We start from the raw sequence: 19,817 nt of genomic DNA, 5'->3' as shown, positions 1-19,817 counted from the left end.
GCTTACGCGCCTGGCTTGCCCAGCCCTTGCCAATGCTTGGCGCCGATGAAGATGAAGCGCAGCTGCTCGATCATCTTGGCTTGCGGAGTCAGGTGCGCCGGCAGGCCGTCGGCAGGCGGATCGATCAGCTCGGGCAGGGTAGCGAAGACGGTTTTCACCACCAGATCGGCGATGATCGCCAAGGATTCCCCGCCCAGGTGTCCCAACTTTCCAATCTGCGTCAGGTCGTCGACGAGGTCGGAGGTGATGCCCTCGCGCAGCGCGCCGATGGACTGGCGCACCGGCTGCGAGCCGCCGTATTGCTCGCGGGCGAGGAACAGGAACTGCGAGCGATTCGCCGCCACCACGTCGAGAAAAATGCGCACCGAGGCGTCGATCACCCCGCCGAGTTCGAACTCGTTGCGGCGCACTACGCGAATGGTCTGGCGGAAGGTCTCGCCCACCTCGGCCACCAGTGCCAGGCCGAGCTGGTCCATGTCGTCGAAATGCCGGTAGAAGCCGGTCGGCACGATTCCGGCGACCCGGGCCACCTCCCGCAGGCTCAGGCTGCCGAAGCCGCGGCCGCTTTCCATCAGGCTGCGCGCGGCATCCATCAGGGCTTGGCGGGTCTGTTGCTTTTGAACGGTGCGAGGAGACATGAACGGCTTTTTTTCTAGGAATGCCGGCACTTTAGCAAACGGGCTCGGATAGCGTCGAACCGCATTCAGTGAACGACTGTTGACTGAGATGGTCTGCTCTGTCAGCGTAGTGAACAACTGTACACTGAGAGGCCGCCATCATGACCCTGATACCGCTCCCCATCGCGCGACGGCTCCACCCCGTCCTGCGTCCGCTGCGCACCCTGGTAACCCATGGCTGGCTGCGCGAGGCGGGTGTCGACGCGGCCCTGGCCTGGCTCAACCCGGCCTGGCGTCTGAACCGGGTGTTCGCCCGCGTGCAGGCGCGGCGCTGGGTCGCGGACGACATGCTGGCGCTGACCCTCAGGCCCAACGGCAACTGGCCCGGTGCGCGCGCCGGGCAGCACGTCCAGCTCTACCTGGAACTGGACGGCGTGCGCCTGAGCCGCAGCTACAGCCTGACCGCGCTGCATGCCGACGGCAGTTTCGAGATCGCTATCAAGCGCCAGCCCGGCGGACGCCTGTCCAACCGCCTGCTGGACCGACTGGCGGTGGGCGATGCTGTGGAAATCGGCCGGCCGGACGGCGAGCTGGAGTGGCCGGCGCAAGCCGAAGGCATCCTGTTGCTGGGCGCCGGCAGCGGCCTGACGCCGTTGCTCGGGCTGGTGCGCAGCGCTCTGGCCCAAGGCTTCGGTGCACCCGTCACGCTGCTGCACTACGTGCGCGAACACGGCCAGCGGGCGTTTCTCGACGAGCTGCAGGCGCTGCAGGCACAGCACGCCAATTTCCAGGTGCGCTGGGCACTGAGCGGCGAGCCGGCGCAGGCCGGCGAGCTGAGCGGGCGCTTCGCCGCCGAGCATCTGCACGACCTGGGCGATGTCGACCGGCGCAGTGTGTTTGCCTGCGGTCCGGCCGGTTTCGTCGAGCGCGTGCAGGGCTGGTGGTGCAGCGCGCCGCGCCAAGGCCGGTTGCAGGTGGAGGCCTTCAGCTGGCCGCGGCTGGCGGAGGACCCCGGCAGCGCCCGCCAGGTGCACCTGCGCTTCGCCCGCAGCCGTTGCGACAGCACCGGCGACAACGCCCGCAGCCTGCTGGAACAGGCCGAAAGCGCCGGCCTGCGCCCGGCCCACGGCTGCCGCCAGGGCATCTGCGCCAGCTGTACCTGCCTGCTGCTCGGCGGCACCGTGCGCGACCTGCGCAGCGGTGTGCTGTGCGGCGAACCCAATCAACCGATCCGCCTGTGCGTCAGCGCCCCGCACAGCGACGTGGTGATCGATCTGTAGCGTCGACAAGGAAACCACCATGAGACAAGACCGCGAACTCGGCCTCGCCGAGCTGCAAGCCTTCGGCGCCGAGCTGGATGCCCTGCGCCAACGTACCCTGGCCGATCTCGGCGAACAGGACGCCCGCTATATCCGGCGCGTGCGCCGTGCCATCCGGCTGTGTGCCGGAGCCGGCCGTGTGCTGCTGATGTTCGGCTGGCTACCGCCCACCTGGCTGCTCGGTACCGCGCTGTTCGGCCTGGCGAAGATCCTCGAGAACATGGAGCTGGGCCACAACGTCATGCACGGCCAGTACGACTGGATGAACGACCCGGAACTGGCCGGGCGCAGCTACGAGTGGGATATCGCCGGCCCCAGCGATTTCTGGCGGCACACCCACAACCACATCCACCACACCTATACCAACGTGCTGGGCATGGACGACGACATCGGCTATGGCGTGGTGCGGTTGTTTCCGGAGCAACGCTGGAAGCCGTTCTACCGCTGGCAACCGCTGTGGGTGACGATCCAGGCCCTGCTGTTCCAGTACTCGATCGCCATCCAGCATCTGCGTCTGGACAAGCTCTACAAGGGCAAGATCAGCCGAGAGGAGGTGCGCCCGCTGCTCAGGCAGTTCAACCGCAAGGTGGCGCGCCAGTGGGCCAAGGACTACCTGTTCTTCCCGCTACTGGCCCTGCTGCTGGGGGCGAACGCACTGGCGGTGCTGGTCGGCAACGTGGTCGCCAACCTGATCCGCAATCTGTGGACCTTCGCGGTGATTTTCTGCGGTCATTTCACCGAACGGGCTGCTGTCTTCCCCCGCGAATGCGTGCAGGGCGAGAGCCGCGGCCACTGGTACCTGCGCCAATTGCATGGGTCGAGCAATCTGCAGGGCGGTGCGCTGTTCCATATCCTCACCGGCAACCTCAGCCATCAGATCGAGCACCACCTGTTCCCAGACCTGCCAGCCCGCCGCTATGCGGCAATGGCGGTGGAAGTACGGGAAATCGCCGCGCGCTATGGGCAGACCTACAACACCGGCAGCTTTTCCGCACAACTTGGCACGGTGATGCGGCGCATATGGCGGTACCGGTTGCCGAATGCCGAGCCGCTGGCGGGCTGAGGCTGGCGTCGCGGTGCCTGCTCCTGGATACCGGCCTTCGCCGGTAAGACGGGGGTGTTGAATGGTCCGTGCTGAGTCGCCAGCCTCGTTTGTGCCTGGCAGGCCGCTCCGGCTTTCCTGTGTAGTCTGCCGCTTCACACAACCTGGTCGCCCCGGCGAAGGCCGGGGCCCAGTGAGGTTTACGGGGTACTTCGGCGCTGCCTGTCCCTGGGTACCGGCCTGCGTCGGTAAGACGGGGATGTTTGTGAGTTCGTGGTAGGTCGCCTCATCGTTCACGCCTGGCAGGCCGCTCCGGCTTTCCTGCCTATTCCGCCGCTCCATTCAACTCCGTCGCCCCGGCGAAGGCCGGGGCCCAGGGAGGTTTACGGGGACTTCGGCGCTGCCTGTCCCTGGATACCGGCCTGCGCCGGTAAGACGGGGGTGCTTGTGGGCTCGTGGTTAGTCGCCTCATCGTTCGCGCCTGGCAGGCTGCTTAGGCTTTCCTGTGTAGTCTGCCGCTTCACACAACCTCGTCGCCCCGGCGAAGGCCGGGGCCCAGTGAGGTTTACGGGGGACTTCGGCGCTGCCTGCCCCTGGATACTGGCCTTCGCCGGTAAGACGGAGGTGTTTGTGAGTTCGTGGTAGGTCGCCTCATCGTTCACGCCTGGCAGGCCGCTCCGGCTTTCCTGCCTATTCCGCCGCTCCATTCAACTCCGTCGCCCCGGCGAAGGCCGGGGCCCAGGGCTTTACCGGAACGTCGGCGCTGCCTGCCCCTGGATACCGGCCTGCGCCGGTAAGACGGGGTGTTTGTGGGGTCGTGGTAGTTTCCTTGTCTTTCGCGCCTGGCAGGCCGCGCTGGTTTTCCTGCGTACTTCTTCGCTTCACACAACCTCGTCGCCCCGGCGAAGGCCGGGGCCCAGGGGCTTTACCGGAACGTCGGCGCTGCCTGCCCCTGGATACCGGCCTGCGCCGGTAAGACGGGGTGTTTGTGGGGCCGTGGTAGTTTCCTTGTCTTTCGCGCCTGGCAGGCCGCGCTGGTTTTCCTGCGTACTTCTTCGCTCCACACAACCCCGTCGCCCCGGCGAAGGCCGGGGCCCAGGGAGCATTACCGGAACGTCGGCGCTGCCGGTCACTGGATACCGGCCTGCGCCGGTAAGACGGGGGTGTTTGTGGGTTCGTGGTAGGTCGCCATTCTCGTTCGCAGCCTGGCAGCCTGGCAGCCTGGCAGCCTGCGCCGGTTCCCCTGCTTATTCGCCTGTCCCCAGGCAACCCCGTCATCCCGGCGAAGGCCGGGATCCAGAGAGGGTTCGTGGCGCTTCGGCGCTGTTTGCCTCTGGGTATCGCCTGCGCCGTTAAGGCAGTGCTGGCTGAGGAAGGGCAGCGGTGTGTATCCCGCTGCTTCAGAGCGCTGCGCGCAGACCGCTCGGCGACAGGCCGAAGTGCTGGCGAAAGCGCACTGCGAAGCGTGACGCCGAAGCGTAGCCGCAGGACGCGGCGATTTCGCCGATGGGCGTGGGGGTGGTTTGCAGCAGGTTCAGCGCGAGGCCCAGGCGCACGTCCTCGACGATCTCGCGAAAGTGCCGGCCCTCTTCGGCGAGGCGCCGGCGCAGGGTGGAGGAGCCCATATGCAGGCGTTCGGCGACCGTGGCGACAGCCCAGTCCTCGGACGGATCGAGCAGCAGCAACTGCTGCACGCGGGCGCTGAGCGGGTCGCGTCGGTCCATCAGCAGGGGCGCGGCGCCACCGTTCAGGGCCAGCGCCAACAGCACGCCCTCGGCGTAGTGGTTGCGCAGTGCCGCCGGGGTATCGCCGGCCAGGCTGGCGAGCAACTGCTCCCAGGCGGTGGCCAGGTGACGGTCGAGCGGCACCACCAGGCCGTTCTTCGACGGGGTGGCCAAATGCGCATCGAGCTGCCGGGCATGCCGCGCACGGAAGCGGGCGATCAGCTCCGGGGTGAAGCTGACCACATCCGCCTGGTAACCCTGCGCGCCCGGATGGTTGGCAATGCCCAGCTCCTCGCCGGCCGGCATCAGGACCAGTTGCCGCGAGCCGGCGCGCATCGTGCGGCCGCGCCATTGCAGCAGCTTTTCGCCTTGGCGCACGCGACAGAGCATCGGCGTGAAGACCGGCACCCGGTGCAGCGCGTGGGCGCGCCGCGCCTGGATCACCACCGCGGCGATGCGGCTTTCGTCGGCAAGCTCGTCGCGCACGGTCATTCAGCGTCCGTAGCGGGCGGTCAGCTGGGCTTTGGCCAGCACATTGGCATTGAGCAGATAGCCGACCAACGCGCCGCTGCTGTTCGCATCGACCGGCAGGCTGGCCTCCTTCAGCGCCCAGACGGTGAACTGGTAGCGATGGGGCGCATCGCCGACCGGCGGGCAGGCGCCGCCGAAGCCGGCGCTGCCGTAGTCCGTGCGCCCTTGCACGGCGCCTTGCGGCAGGATTCCTCCGGCGCTGCCCGCGCCTGTATCGAGGCGGGTCACCGTGGCGGGAATGTTCACCAGCGTCCAGTGCCACCAGCCGCTGCCAGTCGGGGCATCCGGGTCGTAGGCGGTGATCGCGAAGCTCTTGGTGCCGCTCGGCGCGCCGCTCCAGCTCAGCTGCGGCGAACGGTTGCCGCCGCTGCAGCCGAAGCCCTCGAATACCTGTTGCGAGGACAGCGTCTGGCCGTCGGCGATATCGCTGCTTTCCAGGCGGAAGGTGTCGGCCTGCACCGACGCGCAGAAGGTGGCGGCGGCCAGCCAGAGTGCGGGTTTCATGGAGATTCTCCTTGAGTGACGGGAGGCCAGTGTGCCGCCGGTTTACCGCTGCCATTGTGCCGAAACGCTCGCCGATTGTGCGCGAGCGCTCGACAGATGAAAAAGCCGCATATCCCGTCGGTAGGCGGCAACGACCGTCGCCCGGGCCGTCAGTTGCGGTTGGCCAGTGCCAGTCGACACGCCAGGCCAAAGAACACCGAGCTCAGCAGGTACTGCGGCAAGCGCGAGGGGCGCCGCCGGGCTGAGAAGCGCCGGCTGAGGGTGCTGGCCAACAGAATGACCAGGCCGTTGATCAGCAAACCGATCAGGTTCAGCAGGGTCGCCAGGATCAGCATCTGGATGACGAGGGAACCTGCCTGCGGCTCGACGAACTGGGGAAACAGCGCCAGCACGAACAGCGCCATCTTCGGGTTGAGCAGATTGGTGAGCAGGCCCTGGCGAAAGATCTGCCCAACCGAAGAGCGTGCCCCGCCTTCGCTTGTCGTCCAGAGTGTGTCGGTCGAGCGAAGGGTCTTCCAGGCCAGATAGAGCAGATAGGCAGCGCCTGCGTAGCGCACCAGGTCATAGGCCAGGGGCACGGTGGCGAACAACTGGGCCAGGCCGAGCGCCGCCGCCAGAGCATGGCAGTAGGTGCCGAGCTGGATGCCCGCCAGCGAGGCGAAGCCCGCCGCGCGACCCTGGCTGAGGCTGCGGGAGGCGATCAGCAGCATGTCCGGGCCGGGCGTGGCAGCCAGCGCCAGACAGGCGCCGGAGAACAGCAGGAGGGTGGTGAGGCTGAGCATCGCAGGGGCCTTTCGCGGGCTACTACAAAAGGGACGTCAGTGTACCTGGGCAAGCGCGAGCGGAAACCTGCTCTGCGAGGGTCAGGTCGACCCCTCGCCAGCGTTGCCCTCCAGCTGCGCCAATCGCTCCTCCAGCGCGGCGATGCGTGCCTCCAGTGCCTCCAGGCGGTCGGACTGGGCCGGGCCGTCGCTGCGAGCGCCGCTCTGGCTGGCGGCAATCGCCGCCTGACGGTCTTCCTCGGTGCCGAGCAGGTGCATATAGCGGTCTTCCCGCTGGCCAGGCTGGCGCGGCAGCTGGCAAGCCAGTTCGCGGCCGATCAGACGTTCCAGCTGGTGGCGCAGGTCTTCCACGTCGTCGAAGTCGTGCATGCGGTTGCTGCGGGTGAGCAGTTCGTTGAGCGTCTGCGGGCCACGGAGCAGCAGCAGGCCGACCAGGATCTGCTGGGCGTGCACCAGGCCGAGCGCCTTGTCGATGCGATGCTCCCAGCGGTCGGCGCGGCTGCCCATCACCAGGCGAGCCATGCCGCGGCCTTCCAGCACACGCAGGCTCTGGCCGACTTGGCCGGGGGTGAGGTTCATCACCGGCTCGCGGCTGGTCTTCTGGTTGCAGGCGGTGACCAGGGCGTTGAGGGTCAGCGGATAGGTTTCGGGGGTGGTGGCCTGCTTCTCGATCAGGCTGCCGAGGATGCGCGCCTCGATGGCGGTCAAGGGTTCGCGGGGTTGGTTTTCCGATTCGCTGGTCATGGCGGCTCCCTGTGCTGAAGTGGGCAATAGCCTAGCCTGGGCGCGCCACGGTGGATATGCGGGAGGTCTGAAATCGCGCGACGGGCCATGTGTAGGGGCGAATTCATTCGCCTAATCCAGGTTCCGTCGGCGAATGAATTCGCCCCTACAGGTGGCAGTCCGGACAAGCGCCAGCGCAATCCGGGGCGGCGTCTGGCTCGCGCTGCGTTCTGGTGCCTCAGTCACTCGGCCATTTAGCCTGGACTACAGGCTGCGCAACTTTCTGCTGTAGGGGCGAATTCATTCGCCTATCCAGGCCCGGTAAGGCGAATAAATTCGCCCCTACAGATGGAGTCCGGATAAGCGGCAGCGCGATCCGGGACGTTGCGCCCCGGATCGCGCCGCGCTGCCTGTTGCAGGGACTCAGGCCCCTTCCGCTACCGTCACCCCCTGCACGTCGGTTGCACGGTTGCCGAACAGCACGCCGGAAGCCACCTGCCAGGTCATCGCCAGGGCGCCGACGATGAACACCACGTCGCCGAAGGTACGCACCCAGCGCAGGGTCTCCAGGATGTCCTGCTGCATGAACGCTTCACTGCGGGCATACCACAGGCCCTGGCTGGCGCTGGCGTGGAACTGCAGGATGCCAATCGGCAGCAGGCTGGTGGCGATCATCAGCACCAGGCCGCCGTTAAGCCACCAGAAGGCGGTCTTCATCAGCCGCTCGTTGAACTGCATCTGCGGGCGGATATAGCGCAGCACCAGCAGGGTGAAGCCCAGGGCGAGGAAGCCGTAGACCCCGAACAGCGCGGCATGGGCGTGTACCGGTGTGGTGTTGAGGCCCTGCACGTAGTACAGCGAGATCGGCGGGTTGATCATGAAGCCGAACACCCCGGCACCGAGCATGTTCCAGAACGCCACGGCGACGAAGCACAGCAGCGGCCACTTGACCCGCTCCATCCAGGCCGCGCGGCTTTTCAGGTGCCAGTTCTCCCAGGCCTCGTAGCCGAGCACGATCAGCGGCACCACTTCCAGCGCACTGAAGGTGGCACCGACCGCCATCACCGGGGTGGTGGTGCCGGCGAAGTACAGGTGGTGGAAGGTGCCCGGCACGCCGCCGAGCATGAACAGAGAGGCCGACGCCAGGCTGGCGGTGGTGGCCATGCGCTTGGACACCAGGCCCATGCTGGAGAAGATGAAGGCCAGCGCGGTGGTGGCGAACACCTCGAAGAAGCCTTCCACCCACAGGTGCACCACCCACCAGCGCCAGTACTCCATCACCGACAGGTGGGTGCGCTCGCCATAGCCGAAGCCGGCACCGTAGAACAGCCCGATGGCGATCACCGAAGCGGAGAGCAGGGCCAGCAGGTTCTTGTCGCCAGGCTGGCGGAACGCCGGGAGGATGCCCCGCAGCATGAGCAGCAGCCAGAAAGCGACGCCAGCGAACTTGCCGATCTGCCACAGGCGGCCGAGGTCGACGTACTCATAACCCTGGTGGCCCAGCCAGAAATTCCATTCCGCCGGCATGATCTGCGCGATGGCCAGGTAGTTGCCGGTGAACGAACCGACCACCACCAGCACTAGCGCCCAGAACAGCACGTCCACGCCCAGCTTCTGGAACTTCGGGTCCTTGCCGCCGTTGATGAGCGGCGCGAGGAACAGCCCGGCGGCGAGGAAGCCGGTGGCGATCCAGAACAGCGCGCTCTGGATGTGCCAGGTGCGCAGCAGCGAGTAGGGGAACCACTGTGACAGCGGGATGCCGTAGAACTCCTGGCCTTCCACCGTGTAGTGCGCGGTGGCGCCGCCGAGGCAGACCTGGAAGGCGAACAGCCCGACCACCAGCAGCAGGTACTTGCCCAGCGCCTTCTGCGACGGGGTCAGCCCGGCCAGGGTCAGCGGGTCGTGTACCGGCGCCGCCGGCTCTTCTTCCTCCTGGCCGCGCAGGAACGCCCAAGCCCAGACCAGGAAGCCGATACCGGCGATCAGCAGCACCACGCTGACGATCGACCACATCAGGTTCTCCGCCGTCGGCCGGTTGTCGATCAGCGGCTCGTGGGGCCAATTGTTGGTGTAGGTGGCCTCGCTGCCGGGGCGCTCGGTGGCGGCGACCCACGAGGTCCAGAAGAAGAACCGGGTGAGCTGCTCGCGGCGGGCATCGTCGGGCAGGGTGCCTTCCTTCATCGCGTAGCTTTCGCGGGTGCTCTGCAGCTCCGACGTGCTGCCGAACAGGCTGTAGTAGTAGGCGGCGGTCTGGCGCACGGCCTCGACGCGGCGCTCGCTGAGCACCAGCACCTGGTCGGCGTTGACGTCGTTGCCGCGGTACTCGCGCTTCAGCCGCTGGCGTAGAACGGCCTGGGCCTCGTCGTCCAACTCGGCGAAGGGCTTGCCGTAGGTGTCGTTGGCCGCCAGATCGAGCCAGGCGACCAGCTCGCGGTGCAGCCAGTCGGCGCTCCAGTCCGGCGCCTGGTAGGCACCGTGGCCCCAGATCGAGCCCAGTTGCATGCCGCCGACGCTCTGCCAGGCGGTCTGGCCGTCGAGAATGTCCTCGGCACCGAACAGCACCTCGTCGTTTGTCGTCGTCACCTGCTGCGGGATCGGCGGCGCCTGGCGATAGACCTCGCGGCCGAACCAGCCGAGCAGGCAGAAGGTGACCCCGAGCACCGCGATCAGCAGCGCCCAGAGCTTGCGATATTCAGCCATGGGCCACCTCCTGCGCACCGCTCAGGGCTCGGGCGAACAGCACGTTGTTCTCCAGGTGGATGTGCTGCATGAGGTCTTCGCGCAGCTCGGCGAGGCCGGTGTAGAGCGCGCGCCAGGTGTTGCAGGCGTTGGCCGGCGGAGTGATGTCGTCGGTCAGCTCCATGATGCGCTCCAGCGAATCGCCGTGCTGGTCGTGCTCGAAGCGCATCACCGCGATCGGCCCCTGGGTCTGCCCGGCCAGGCCGCGGGTGAGCATGGGGAAGAGGATCTGCTCCTCCTTGAGCATGTGGCTTTCCAGCTCCTGCAGCGTCTGTCGCAGATGGTCGGCCAGGCCGTTCGGGCAACTGGGGCGTGCACCGTGGACCTGCTCGACGCGGCTGGCCAGGCGGATCAGCTCCGGTAACTGCTCGCGGTGGCGCGCATGGAAACGCGCGAGGATATGAGCGATCAGGTCGTTGAAAGGTGCGTTGCGCCAGTCCGGCTCGCTATTCTGCTGGATCTGCAGGGCCTCCAGTTCGCCGGCGATCTGCAGCGGGTCCAGGCCGCGTTGCTCGGCGGCCTGGCGCAGGGATTTCTGCCCGCCGCAGCAGAAGTCCAGGCGATGGTTATGGAATATCCGGGTGGCGCCGGGTATGGCACAGGCGAGGTTGCCCAGGCTGTGGTCGAGGTAGCTGCTGCTCATAGGTATCTCCAGTGAGGCGAGAAAGACACCTTTACCGGGGCAAGCAGCGTGCCATACGCAACTGACTGAAATTAAAGGATTTTAAATTTGTCGTGGTAAAAAATACCTATCGCGGATAGGGTTAATAAAACCGTGCTGGGTATTTATAACCATGATGGAAGAAGCGCTGCTGGCCGACCTGATCACCGAATTACCCAACGCCGTGCGCCTGCAACGGTTGGTGCAGACCCTGCGCGAGCGCTTCCAGTGCGGCGCGGTGGGCCTGCTGCGGCTGGACGGCGACTGCCTGCGCCCGGTGGCGGCGGTTGGCCTGGTGCACGAGGCCCTCGGCCGGCGCTTCGTGATCGCCCAGCATCCGCGTCTGGCGGCCATCCTGGCGCGCCGCGAGCCGACCTGGTTCGAGCCCGACAGCCGCCTGCCCGACCCCTACGACGGCCTGCTCGACGAGCACATCGGCGAACCCCTGCCGGTGCACGACTGCATGGGCGTCAGCCTGTTCGTCGAAGGCGCTCCCTGGGGCGCCCTGACCCTCGACGCGCTGCACGCCGGCACCTTCGACGACCAGGCGCGGCGCGACCTGCAGCGCTATACCCTGCTGATCGAAGCCGCCGTGCGCATTACCCGCCTGGAACACGAAAACCGCAGCCTGCGCCTGGCCCGCAGCGACGCCAGCGGCTCGGTGCAACTGGACGAAGGCGAAATCCTCGGCCAGAGCAAGGCCATCCGCCAACTGCTCGGCGAACTGGAAGTGGTGGCGGACTCCGAACTGCCGGTGCTGCTGCTCGGCGAAACCGGCGTCGGCAAGGAACTCTTCGCCCGCTGGCTGCATCGCCACTCGCGGCGCAAGCACAAACCGCTGGTGCACGTGAACTGCGCTGCGCTGCCGGAATCCCTGGCCGAGAGCGAACTGTTCGGCCATGTGAAAGGCGCCTTCTCCGGCGCCAGCACCGACCGCCCCGGCCGCTTCGAAGCGGCCAACGGCGGCACGCTGTTCCTCGACGAAGTGGGCGAGCTACCGCTCACCGTGCAGGCCAAGCTACTGCGTGCCCTGCAGAATGGTGAAATCCAGCGCCTCGGCGCCGACAAACCGCGCCACGTCGACGTGCGCATCATCGCCGCCACCAACCGCCAGCTCGGCGATGGCGTGCGCGACGGCCACTTCCGCGCCGACCTCTACCACCGCCTCTCCGTCTACCCGGCGCCGATCCCGCCGCTGCGCGAACGCGACAACGACGTCCTGATCCTCGCCGGCCACTTCCTCGAACTGAACCGCGCCCGCCTCGGCCTGCGCAGCGTGCGCCTGTCCCCCGCGGCGGAACGCGCCCTGCGCGCCTACCCCTGGCCCGGCAACGTGCGCGAGCTGGAACACGTCATCAGCCGCGCCGCCCTCAAACTGCTCAGCCGCGGCGCCTCCCGCAGCGAAATCCTCACCCTCGAACCCGACCTGCTCGACCTCGACATCCCCCAGAGCATCGCCGCGCAACACATCCCCCTCACCCCCGAAGCCGGCGCCCCGCTGCTCCCCCTGCGCGACGCCGTCGACGCCTGCCAACGCCAAAGCATCCACCAGGCCCTCACCGCCAGCGCCAACAACTGGGCCAACGCCGCCCGCCTGCTGGGCATCGATGCCAGCAACCTGCACAAGCTGGCGAAGCGACTGGGAGTGAAGTAACCGCGCCTCACGGCGCCGCCCCCGTGCACTCGGCAAAACCCCCGCACGCTCAACCACCCCTCTCCCCTTGTGGGAGAGGGGCCGGGGGAGAGGGGGAAGCTACAGGTTGCACAGAGCGGCGAAGAAAGAAGGACACGAGCGACACACCACCGCGGCGAAAACAAGCGGACCGTTTGGCGGCAAATTGCCAGTGCTTGCCTGACAAAGCGCAGCGGAGTGGCTAGTTTGAATTTTGTTTCCGAGGTGCCTAATGCGTCCCAAGTCACTCCCTCACGCAGGCCTCCGTGATGCTTTCAACGAGTTAGCCTGCAATGGAATGTATAGGCGCCATCTGTGGTTTGTTCGTACACCCATTTCGGGGAGCGTGATTGTTGTTAGGCAAACAAGGAGTCAATGTTGGCCGATATAATCAAGAAGCTACAATCAAAATACGCCGAGAAGAACCGCTACGCGAATTTTGGTCCATGCTTGCGTAGAATTTACATCGATGGTTTTAGAGGTATCTACTCTATTAATCTAGATCTCGATTTTCCGATAACGGTGATCTCTGGGTTAAATGGCGCAGGAAAGAGTACGCTAGGGCAGTTGGCGATTTGCGCTTATAAGAAGCCATCTACGTCCGTGGATTACAAGAGGCAGTACATAAAGGACTTTTTTCCGATCTCTCCGGCTGACCCTAGGCCAATCTCGGATGGCGCAAAAGTAATTTACTTCTACGAGACTGATGATCACAAAAAACCGCAAGAAGTAACGGTATCCCGAGCAAGCTCAGCTTGGTCAGGCTACAAGAGGCAGCCAGAACGACATTGCTATTATGTAGGCTTCACAGTCTACATACCGAAGGTTGAGCGTCGAGACCTAAGTGTTTATGGTGGCGCAAATCTCCAGTTCACGGAGAGGCGGGAGATCGATGGAGAAGTAATTAATAAGATGGCTCGAATCATCGGCCATAAGTATGATGATGTCACTTTTCAAGGTGTTTCGCATAAAGGGAAAGAATCGGAAGTTGGCATAGCATCAAGGCTTGGGTATTCGTACTCCGAAAATAATATGGGCTTCGGTGAAGGTCGAATTCTTTATACTGTTGATAAGCTTGAAACATCACCGGAGCAGAGTCTTTTTGTTCTTGAGGAGCCGGAGACTTCACTCCATGAAAGCGCTCAATATGAGTTTGCAAAATATCTACTTGATGTGTGCAGTAGGCGGCATCATCAGATTATTCTTTCAACGCACTCCAGTGTAATACTCAATGCTCTCCCTTCCGAATCAAGAAAGCTAATTCTTAGAGACGAATCTGGTGTTGATATAAGAAATGGAATATCTTCAAATCAGGTTCGCTCCATCTTGTCATCGGGCCATGTTAGGCAGCTTGATATTTGCGTTGAAGATATATTTGCAAAGGTATTGCTGACCGAGGTGATACGCATTAAGAAGAAAGAGCTACTAAAAGCCGTTGCAATCCACGATGTTGGAGACACGTATGCCGTCCGCGAGGCCGTGCGCGTCCTAAACAAAACAGGAAAGAAAGCTATTGCCGTAAGAGATGCGGATGTTGGCAAGGCGCCACAAGAAATGCTCTATTCTTTTCCTGGGCAGGAGCCGCCGGAGGTAGAGGTATTTCGAAATCCAGAAGTAAAGTCCCTGCTCAAGAGTAAATATGGATTAGATGTGGATTGGGTGCTTGAGAGAGAAGAAGTTACGGATCATCACAAGTATGCTCAATGTCTTGCGTCTGAAGCGGAAACCGAAGAGAGTGTTATTAGAACGATTGCCATAGAGCGGTACATCACGGAAATTGGCGATGAATTTAATGATCTTATTGCTGTGATTGAGAGTGCAGTCAATACCTAGCGAGCTACCAGGCTTTTGCGCGGATTGTTGGGTATCGCTGGTGGGTATCGCAGACTTAATCCACTCTATAGGCTGTTCAATGGGAAGTTAATGGTTGGTTGGAAATGACACCAAGATTTTGGCATTACATCAGCGGAAAGACGGAGCCTTTCAAGCGGAGACTTGTAGCTGGTGTTTTGTTCGGATTGATTTTGACCCAGGCTATGTTCGGTACGGCGATGCTGCTAAAGGATTACCACAAATGGCTTTTCCTTATGCTATGGCTGTCGTTCCTTTTGCTATTCTGGTGCGCTGGCCTGTTGCTTATAAGATGGATGTATCGGACCTTGCCTGTAAAACCGGTCGGGCGGCTCTCGCAAGCTAAATATTTCTGGGAACTGATTGTGGGTTGGTATGGAGCTATATTCTGCGCGGTGTGGTTTTCCGGCCTAATTTTGGCTACTGTCGTTGCCCCGTTTTTCATCCTGTTTACTTGAGACTCGTAGATTTTTGATGGCTCCCCACGCTCCGCGTGGTAGCCCAGCCTGGGACGCTCCGCGTCCCGGACGCGGAGCGTCCTTGGCGGCATTCCCACGCGGAGCGTGGGAACGATCAGCTCAAAGGTTGGGTTGAGCGCAGCGATACCCGGCAGGCGGACTACCAGGCTTTTGCGCGGGTTGTTGGGCATCGCTGGTGGGTATCGCAGGCTCAACCCACCCTACGCACTGGGTCCACCCAAGGCTTGGATTGGTGCATGGTTGTATTTTTCTTGTGGAGGTCTCCGGGAATGGAAGTTGGATATTTATCCAGAGAAGTATCTGTCAAAATAACTTTTGGTCACCTTCTTCTTGCCTGGCAAGTCATGTCTGACAGGTTTTCGGATTTGCAATCCCATGATGATCTTTCAGAAGAAGAGAAAAGGGCTGTATGGGGATTAACGGACTTGCTTGAAAACGCGCTAGTCGAGAACGGTATCACTGGGAGGCCTAAAGCCGAGTGGGAGACTCTGATTGATAGTGCCAAGGTGTTCATGAAAACCATTCCAGTAGATTTTCTAGACTAAGCTGGCGGAGATAAGGGATAGCTATATTTTTAGTTCCCTCTGGTCGACCTCGCAGGTGGATTGTTCTGTCACTGGGTCCCGTTCCGAAAAATGAATGTTTCCCCTTTTGGCTTCGATGCCAAGGAGAGCCTCAACATGGAAATACAGTGCCAATGTGGAAAGTTCTGCGCCAGGCTCAAGGCATTTCCCAATAGCACGCCGGGGCGCCTGGTTTGTTATTGCGATGATTGCCAGGCTTATCTGCGCCACCTCAAGCGCGAAGATCTGCTCGACCCCAATGGCGGCACGGAGGTGATCCCCGCCTATCCTGCCGATGTCGAGATCGTTCGCGGGCAAGAGCATCTGAAATGCACACGCCTGTCGCCTCGCGGGCTATTTCGTTTCTCCACGTCATGCTGCAACACGCCCATCGCCAATCTCCGGCCCAATGCGCCGTGGGCGGGGTTCCTGCGTTGTGCGTATGCGGCCGGTGATGCCCAGCAACTCGATCAGGCCTTGGGGCCGGTCCGCAGTCGCATCATGGGCCGCTACGCGAAAGGCACCCCGCCCGAGGGCACCCCCCAGACCTTTAACCTGAAGGCTTTTGCGACGGTGATGCCGTTCATGCTGAAAGGCATGCTGATGAAAAAGGCCAAGCCATCTCCGTTCTTTGCCCAGGATGGCGTTACTCCGGTTGTATCTCCGCATGTCCTGGATAAAGCAGAGCGGAAGGCGTTGTGCACAAATACATATAATGGCTAAGCGGAAGAAGATGAGGTGGATTTATTTTTCCCTTGGTGACCTTGCGGGGGATACTAGTTGACGCTCTGCCTGGGTTCGAAATCCGTCTTCTTCTTTGGTAAAGCTGTCGTTGAGCTAAAACGTTAATTTATGAATTTTCTGGGTATGGTGCTAGGCACAGATGAACGAGCTTGCTGCACATATTTTCGATGCCTACCACGACTATCGTTGTAATTTAAATGCATCAAGGTGGCGCTATCGTCTTATATGTTTTGAGGATAATTATCGAGATGGAATTGCTATGGCTCTGTCCGGAGTCACTGAAGCGCTTAAGCTCCGCTCGCAGTCACATATAGACGACTGTATAGCTTTTTTAATTGTAGATCCTCTCTATGACGGATCTGGCTATCAGAAAGAGTGTATTTGGAGTCGGCTACCTAAATTCACTATTAACCACGGTCAATTGGAAAGGCTGGAGTTTTTGTCACTTGCATTTCTCGATAGGAAGCTGCGTCGTGAGTTTTGGTATATGTGCCGCGCTATGAACAAGCTAGGCAGCAGCGGCTTTTGGCGTCAAGTTGAGAGGATTTCAAAGAGTGCGGAAGGGCCGAAGCAGTTACGTGCCCTTTGGCTGCTAAGCTATAAAGATTCCTTAGAAGTAGGTGAGTCGCAGAGAATCTACGTTCGCATGCAAGTACTCAGGTCTAGATTTTGTAAGAGCTAGCCAAGCGGTCAAGCTCGCGCAGCTCCTGTGTTGAACTATCTTGCTAGAGGCCGTTTAACGCAGCGTTAGACCCTGCAAAGAGCTGTAACGTCGTAGAAGTGCCGCATGAGCTAGGACGTGTCGCTATACAAGCTCACCAGATACCTAACAATGGGGGATATCCCCGGTGACAGGACATGCCTATTAATCAAAAATTCGGAGGCCTTAGCCTAATGCTGTGGCTAACTATTCTTCTATTGGTGCCAACACTTGGTTTCTGGGTGGCATTGCTCGCAGCCATGAAGGCTTCGGTTGAAGGGCATTTATTCTGGTATGTGCGACTTGTGTTTTTTATAGCCCTTGGCATTGCCCCAATATTGGTTTGGCTTTTCTGGATGCCTGGCCGCCAGCAGGCCGCGCTTCGCTTTGGCAGGAAGTTTTACCTCTTCAATTTCATTGGGATATTTTTTTCATTTCCGGCATTGTTGGTAATAGATAAGTTTATAGACCCGTCGCTGGTATCCAATCGCTCTTTTGGCAACATCATAGGGTCGCTGCTGTATTTTCTGTTCGGCTATGCACTCTGGTATTTCGCTATTTATCGCGGCGCAGCAAACGGTTCAAGTTGCTCGCTCGAGAAGGGCTAAGGCCGCATCCTTAATGCAAGGCTGGAGTCACATTTGCTGGATTGCGCGGGTTGTTGGGTATCGCAGGTTCAGCCCAGCCTACGGGTTTCCTGCTTGCTGACGCGCAGTGGTGAGAATTTGCCGTTTTGTGCCTGGTAGTTTCACAGTTTTTTCGAGCGCATCGCGTTGCCTGCCCTGGATACCGGCCTTCGCCGGTATGACGGTGTGGGTAGCCGGTTCGTTTTGATGATTTCCACGCGTCGTTGGATCGGGCAGGGGCGCTCCGACCTGACTGCTGGGCCACTCGGTCGCACCCTTGGGCATACCCCCTCTGCACCACCCGGCTACCTCCACCGGGGAATAGGTCCGGCGCGCGTTCCGGGTCAGGCTTTAGCGCAATCTGATTCGAGGATTGCGTCATGGCCCATCTGGCTCAACAGGATTTCCGCTCGCTGCGCATCGCGGTGCTGACGGTCAGCGACACCCGCAACCTGGAGACCGATACCTCCGGGCAGACCCTGATTGCCAACCTGGAGGAGGCCGGCCATGCGCTGGCCGAGCGGGCGTTGGTGATCGACGATATCTACCGGATTCGCGCCCAGCTCTCGCTGTGGATCGCCGATCCGCTGGTGCAGGTGGTGCTGGTCACCGGCGGCACCGGCTTCACCGCGCGGGACAATACGCCGCAAGCGGTGGAGCCGCTGCTGGACAAGCGCGTGGAGGGCTTCGGCGAGCTGTTCCGCCAGGTGTCCTACGCCGAGATCGCCACTTCCAGCCTGCAGTCCCGCGCCCTGGCCGGGCTCGCCAACGGCACCCTGGTGTGCTGCCTGCCTGGCTCGCCGAATGCCTGCCGCACCGCCTGGCAGGAGATTCTCAAGCCGCAGTTGGATAGCCGCACGCGGCCGTGCAACTTCGTCGCCCATCTCAAGCAATTGCCCGAGCAGGCCCGCGCCTACTGCGGGAGCCGGTCATGAGTGCCTGTGCCTGCACCACCCAGGGCAGCGGCCTGCGCCCGGTGGACGAGGCCATCGCCGCGCTGCTGGAACGGGTACCGAAGGCGCCGCCGATGGAGTGGGTGGCGCTGGAGCATGCCCTTGGCCGGGTGTTGGCGGAGCAGGTGCGCGCACCGTTCGATGTGCCGGCCTGGCACAACAGCGCGATGGATGGCTACGCCCTGCGCGCCGCCGACGTGTCCGCCGATGGCGGCTGTCTGCCGCTGGCCGGGCGCATCGCCGCCGGCGATCCGGCGCTGGCGCCGCTGCCGCCCGGCCATGCGGTGCGCATCTTCACCGGTGCGCCGTTGCCGCCGGGGGCCGACAGCGTGGTGGCCCAGGAGGATTGTCGGGTCGAGGGCGAGCGTATCTGGCTGCCGTCGGTCAAGCGCGGCGCCCATGTGCGGCCGCAAGGCGAGGAGGTGCAGCAGGGCGAGGCGGTGCTGCCGGCTGGCCAGCGGTTGCGCCCGCAAGAGGTGGGCCTGCTGGCCAGCCTCGGGTTGGCGCGGGTGCTGGTTTACCGGCGTCTGCGCGTCGGCCTGCTGAGCAGCGGCGACGAGTTGCGCGAGCCCGGCGAGAGCCTGGCGCCTGGGCAGATCTACAACGCCAACCGCTACAGCCTGGGCGCTGTGTTGCGCAGCCTGGGCATGGAGGTGCACGACTACGGGGTGATGGCCGACGAGCTGGCCGCCAGCCGCGATGCGCTGAGCCTGGCGGCGTCCGAGTGGGACCTGTTGATCACGTCGGGTGGCGTCTCGGTGGGGGAGGAGGACCATCTCAAGCAGGCGATCCGCGAACTCGGCCAACTGCACTTGTGGCGCCTGGCGATCCAGCCGGGCAAGCCGCTGGCATTCGGCGAGGTGGGCGGTAAGCCGTGGATCGGCTTGCCGGGCAATCCAGCGGCGGCGCTGATCACCGCGCTGGTGGTGGCGCGGCCGTTCCTGCTCAAGGCGCAGGGCGTCGGCGATTCGCTGGTGCCGACGCCGCTGACATTGCCGGCCGGTTTCGACTGGCTCAAGCCGAACCCGCGCCGGCAGTACTTGCGGGCGCGGCTGGAGCCGGATGCGACCGGGGCCCTGCGCGTCGTGCTGCACCCGCGCCAGGGCTCGGCGATGCTGACCTCCGCCTGCTGGGCCGATGGCCTGGCCATCGTCGAGTGCGACCGCACGCTACATGCGGGTGAGCCGGTGCCGTTCCTGAGCTTCGCCGAGCTGTTGCACTGAGCCGCTTGACCATCATCAAGGGCGTTTTCCACCGCGCGCCCTAGAGTGGCCTCACTTCGTGTCGCCTAGCTTCGCCGACCGGCTGTCGTGGCCGGAGAGGAGCCCGCATGTCTTCGTTTTGCCTGCCCCCGGTGGCTGCTTGTTGCCGCCGCGGCGCGCCAATGCCTCTGAGTTTTTCTGTCTGTTGAGGATGTAACGCCATGCCTACCCGCAAACCCGCACTGCTCCTGCTCGCCCTTGCCGGAACCGGGCTTTCCCAGGCCGCCGCCGGGCAAGCCTTCAGCGACCTGTTCACCGAAGGCAAGCCCATTCTCGACGCCCGCTACCGCTACGAGCACGTCGACCAGGACAACGCCCTCAAGCA

General features: G+C 62.9%; 16 protein-coding genes and 1 pseudogene. 10 read left to right on the top strand and 7 right to left on the bottom strand.

The features are described 5' to 3' along the window. Positions 1–2 precede the first annotated feature (2 nt). Complete coding sequence (locus ACWKV7_RS22195; RefSeq protein WP_483859881.1) at positions 3–638, bottom strand: TetR family transcriptional regulator; 636 nt, start codon at positions 636–638, stop codon at positions 3–5. 140 nt (positions 639–778) lie between these two features. Here ACWKV7_RS22195 and ACWKV7_RS22190 point away from each other — a divergent pair, with 140 nt between their 5' ends. Together ACWKV7_RS22190 and ACWKV7_RS22185 are read left to right on the top strand one after the other, a co-directional pair. After that, positions 779–1,897 (top strand): ferredoxin reductase, encoded by a 1,119-nt coding sequence (locus ACWKV7_RS22190; protein WP_483859880.1) that lies wholly within the window; start codon positions 779–781, stop codon positions 1,895–1,897. 19 nt (positions 1,898–1,916) lie between these two features. After that, positions 1,917–2,999, top strand: coding sequence for a fatty acid desaturase family protein (locus ACWKV7_RS22185; RefSeq protein WP_483859879.1), 1,083 nt, complete (start codon positions 1,917–1,919; stop codon positions 2,997–2,999). 1,379 nt (positions 3,000–4,378) lie between these two features. On the opposite strand, the gene ACWKV7_RS22180 is transcribed toward ACWKV7_RS22185, so the two are convergent. From ACWKV7_RS22180 to ytfE, 6 genes are all read right to left on the bottom strand, one after another. After that, complete coding sequence (locus tag ACWKV7_RS22180) at positions 4,379–5,194, bottom strand: helix-turn-helix transcriptional regulator (protein ID WP_483859878.1); 816 nt, start codon at positions 5,192–5,194, stop codon at positions 4,379–4,381. Further along, a complete protein-coding gene (locus ACWKV7_RS22175; RefSeq protein ID WP_483859877.1) occupies positions 5,195–5,737 on the bottom strand; it encodes a kinase inhibitor in 543 nt (180 codons plus the stop codon). It lies immediately after the preceding gene. Between the two features lie 149 nt (positions 5,738–5,886). After that, entirely contained in the window at positions 5,887–6,519 is a 633-nt protein-coding gene (locus ACWKV7_RS22170; protein ID WP_483859876.1) for a LysE family translocator, read from the bottom strand. Positions 6,520–6,600: 81 nt separating this feature from the next. After that, a complete protein-coding gene (locus ACWKV7_RS22165) occupies positions 6,601–7,263 on the bottom strand; it encodes a YceH family protein (protein WP_483859875.1) in 663 nt (220 codons plus the stop codon). Between the two features lie 402 nt (positions 7,264–7,665). After that, complete coding sequence (locus ACWKV7_RS22160) at positions 7,666–9,942, bottom strand: nitric-oxide reductase large subunit (protein WP_483859874.1); 2,277 nt, start codon at positions 9,940–9,942, stop codon at positions 7,666–7,668. Next, positions 9,935–10,624: an iron-sulfur cluster repair protein YtfE gene (gene ytfE, locus ACWKV7_RS22155; protein WP_483859873.1), complete on the bottom strand. Its 690-nt coding sequence runs from the start codon at positions 10,622–10,624 to the stop codon at positions 9,935–9,937. Before ytfE ends, ACWKV7_RS22160 begins: the two co-directional genes overlap by 8 nt. Positions 10,625–10,775: 151 nt before the next feature. On the opposite strand from ytfE, the gene norR reads away from it, so the two are divergent. From norR to ACWKV7_RS22115, 8 genes and pseudogenes are all read left to right on the top strand, one after another. Beyond that, positions 10,776–12,296: a nitric oxide reductase transcriptional regulator NorR gene (gene norR / locus ACWKV7_RS22150; RefSeq protein ID WP_483859872.1), complete on the top strand. Its 1,521-nt coding sequence runs from the start codon at positions 10,776–10,778 to the stop codon at positions 12,294–12,296. Positions 12,297–12,692: 396 nt separating this feature from the next. Beyond that, on the top strand, positions 12,693–14,147 hold the full coding sequence (locus tag ACWKV7_RS22145) for an ATP-dependent nuclease (protein ID WP_483859871.1): 1,455 nt from the start codon (positions 12,693–12,695) through the stop codon (positions 14,145–14,147). A gap of 733 nt (positions 14,148–14,880) precedes the next feature. After that, a complete protein-coding gene (locus ACWKV7_RS22140; RefSeq protein ID WP_483859870.1) occupies positions 14,881–15,189 on the top strand; it encodes a hypothetical protein in 309 nt (102 codons plus the stop codon). A gap of 135 nt (positions 15,190–15,324) precedes the next feature. Continuing rightward, on the top strand, positions 15,325–15,930 hold the full coding sequence (locus ACWKV7_RS22135) for a DUF6151 family protein (RefSeq protein ID WP_483859869.1): 606 nt from the start codon (positions 15,325–15,327) through the stop codon (positions 15,928–15,930). 879 nt (positions 15,931–16,809) lie between these two features. Further along, positions 16,810–17,259: a hypothetical protein gene (locus ACWKV7_RS22130; RefSeq protein WP_483859868.1), complete on the top strand. Its 450-nt coding sequence runs from the start codon at positions 16,810–16,812 to the stop codon at positions 17,257–17,259. Positions 17,260–17,657: 398 nt separating this feature from the next. After that, positions 17,658–18,212, top strand: coding sequence for a molybdenum cofactor biosynthesis protein B (gene moaB, locus ACWKV7_RS22125; protein ID WP_483859867.1), 555 nt, complete (start codon positions 17,658–17,660; stop codon positions 18,210–18,212). Continuing rightward, entirely contained in the window at positions 18,209–19,453 is a 1,245-nt protein-coding gene (locus ACWKV7_RS22120; protein ID WP_483859866.1) for a molybdopterin molybdotransferase MoeA, read from the top strand. Before moaB ends, ACWKV7_RS22120 begins: the two co-directional genes overlap by 4 nt. 200 nt (positions 19,454–19,653) lie before the next feature. Then, positions 19,654–19,817 (top strand): annotated as a pseudogene (locus ACWKV7_RS22115) (alginate export family protein); the annotation flags it as partial.

This window comes from Zestomonas ipomoeae (genome assembly GCF_057128665.1).
Note: the sequence above shows the minus strand (reverse complement) of the source record. Positions and strands in the feature narration are given on the sequence as shown.

What these genes read in the sequence shown, in the direction of transcription:
- ACWKV7_RS22195 (WP_483859881.1), bottom strand. Translation starts at nt 638, where the DNA reads ATGTCTCCTCGCACCGTTCAAAAGCAACAGACCCGCCAAGCCCTGATG.
- ACWKV7_RS22190 (WP_483859880.1), top strand. Translation starts at nt 779, where the DNA reads ATGACCCTGATACCGCTCCCCATCGCGCGACGGCTCCACCCCGTCCTG.
- ACWKV7_RS22185 (WP_483859879.1), top strand. Translation starts at nt 1,917, where the DNA reads ATGAGACAAGACCGCGAACTCGGCCTCGCCGAGCTGCAAGCCTTCGGC.
- ACWKV7_RS22180 (WP_483859878.1), bottom strand. Translation starts at nt 5,194, where the DNA reads ATGACCGTGCGCGACGAGCTTGCCGACGAAAGCCGCATCGCCGCGGTG.
- ACWKV7_RS22175 (WP_483859877.1), bottom strand. Translation starts at nt 5,737, where the DNA reads ATGAAACCCGCACTCTGGCTGGCCGCCGCCACCTTCTGCGCGTCGGTG.
- ACWKV7_RS22170 (WP_483859876.1), bottom strand. Translation starts at nt 6,519, where the DNA reads ATGCTCAGCCTCACCACCCTCCTGCTGTTCTCCGGCGCCTGTCTGGCG.
- ACWKV7_RS22165 (WP_483859875.1), bottom strand. Translation starts at nt 7,263, where the DNA reads ATGACCAGCGAATCGGAAAACCAACCCCGCGAACCCTTGACCGCCATC.
- ACWKV7_RS22160 (WP_483859874.1), bottom strand. Translation starts at nt 9,942, where the DNA reads ATGGCTGAATATCGCAAGCTCTGGGCGCTGCTGATCGCGGTGCTCGGG.
- ytfE (WP_483859873.1), bottom strand. Translation starts at nt 10,624, where the DNA reads ATGAGCAGCAGCTACCTCGACCACAGCCTGGGCAACCTCGCCTGTGCC.
- norR (WP_483859872.1), top strand. Translation starts at nt 10,776, where the DNA reads ATGATGGAAGAAGCGCTGCTGGCCGACCTGATCACCGAATTACCCAAC.
- ACWKV7_RS22140 (WP_483859870.1), top strand. Translation starts at nt 14,881, where the DNA reads ATGGTTGTATTTTTCTTGTGGAGGTCTCCGGGAATGGAAGTTGGATAT.
- ACWKV7_RS22135 (WP_483859869.1), top strand. Translation starts at nt 15,325, where the DNA reads ATGGAAATACAGTGCCAATGTGGAAAGTTCTGCGCCAGGCTCAAGGCA.
- ACWKV7_RS22130 (WP_483859868.1), top strand. Translation starts at nt 16,810, where the DNA reads ATGCCTATTAATCAAAAATTCGGAGGCCTTAGCCTAATGCTGTGGCTA.
- moaB (WP_483859867.1), top strand. Translation starts at nt 17,658, where the DNA reads ATGGCCCATCTGGCTCAACAGGATTTCCGCTCGCTGCGCATCGCGGTG.
- ACWKV7_RS22120 (WP_483859866.1), top strand. Translation starts at nt 18,209, where the DNA reads ATGAGTGCCTGTGCCTGCACCACCCAGGGCAGCGGCCTGCGCCCGGTG.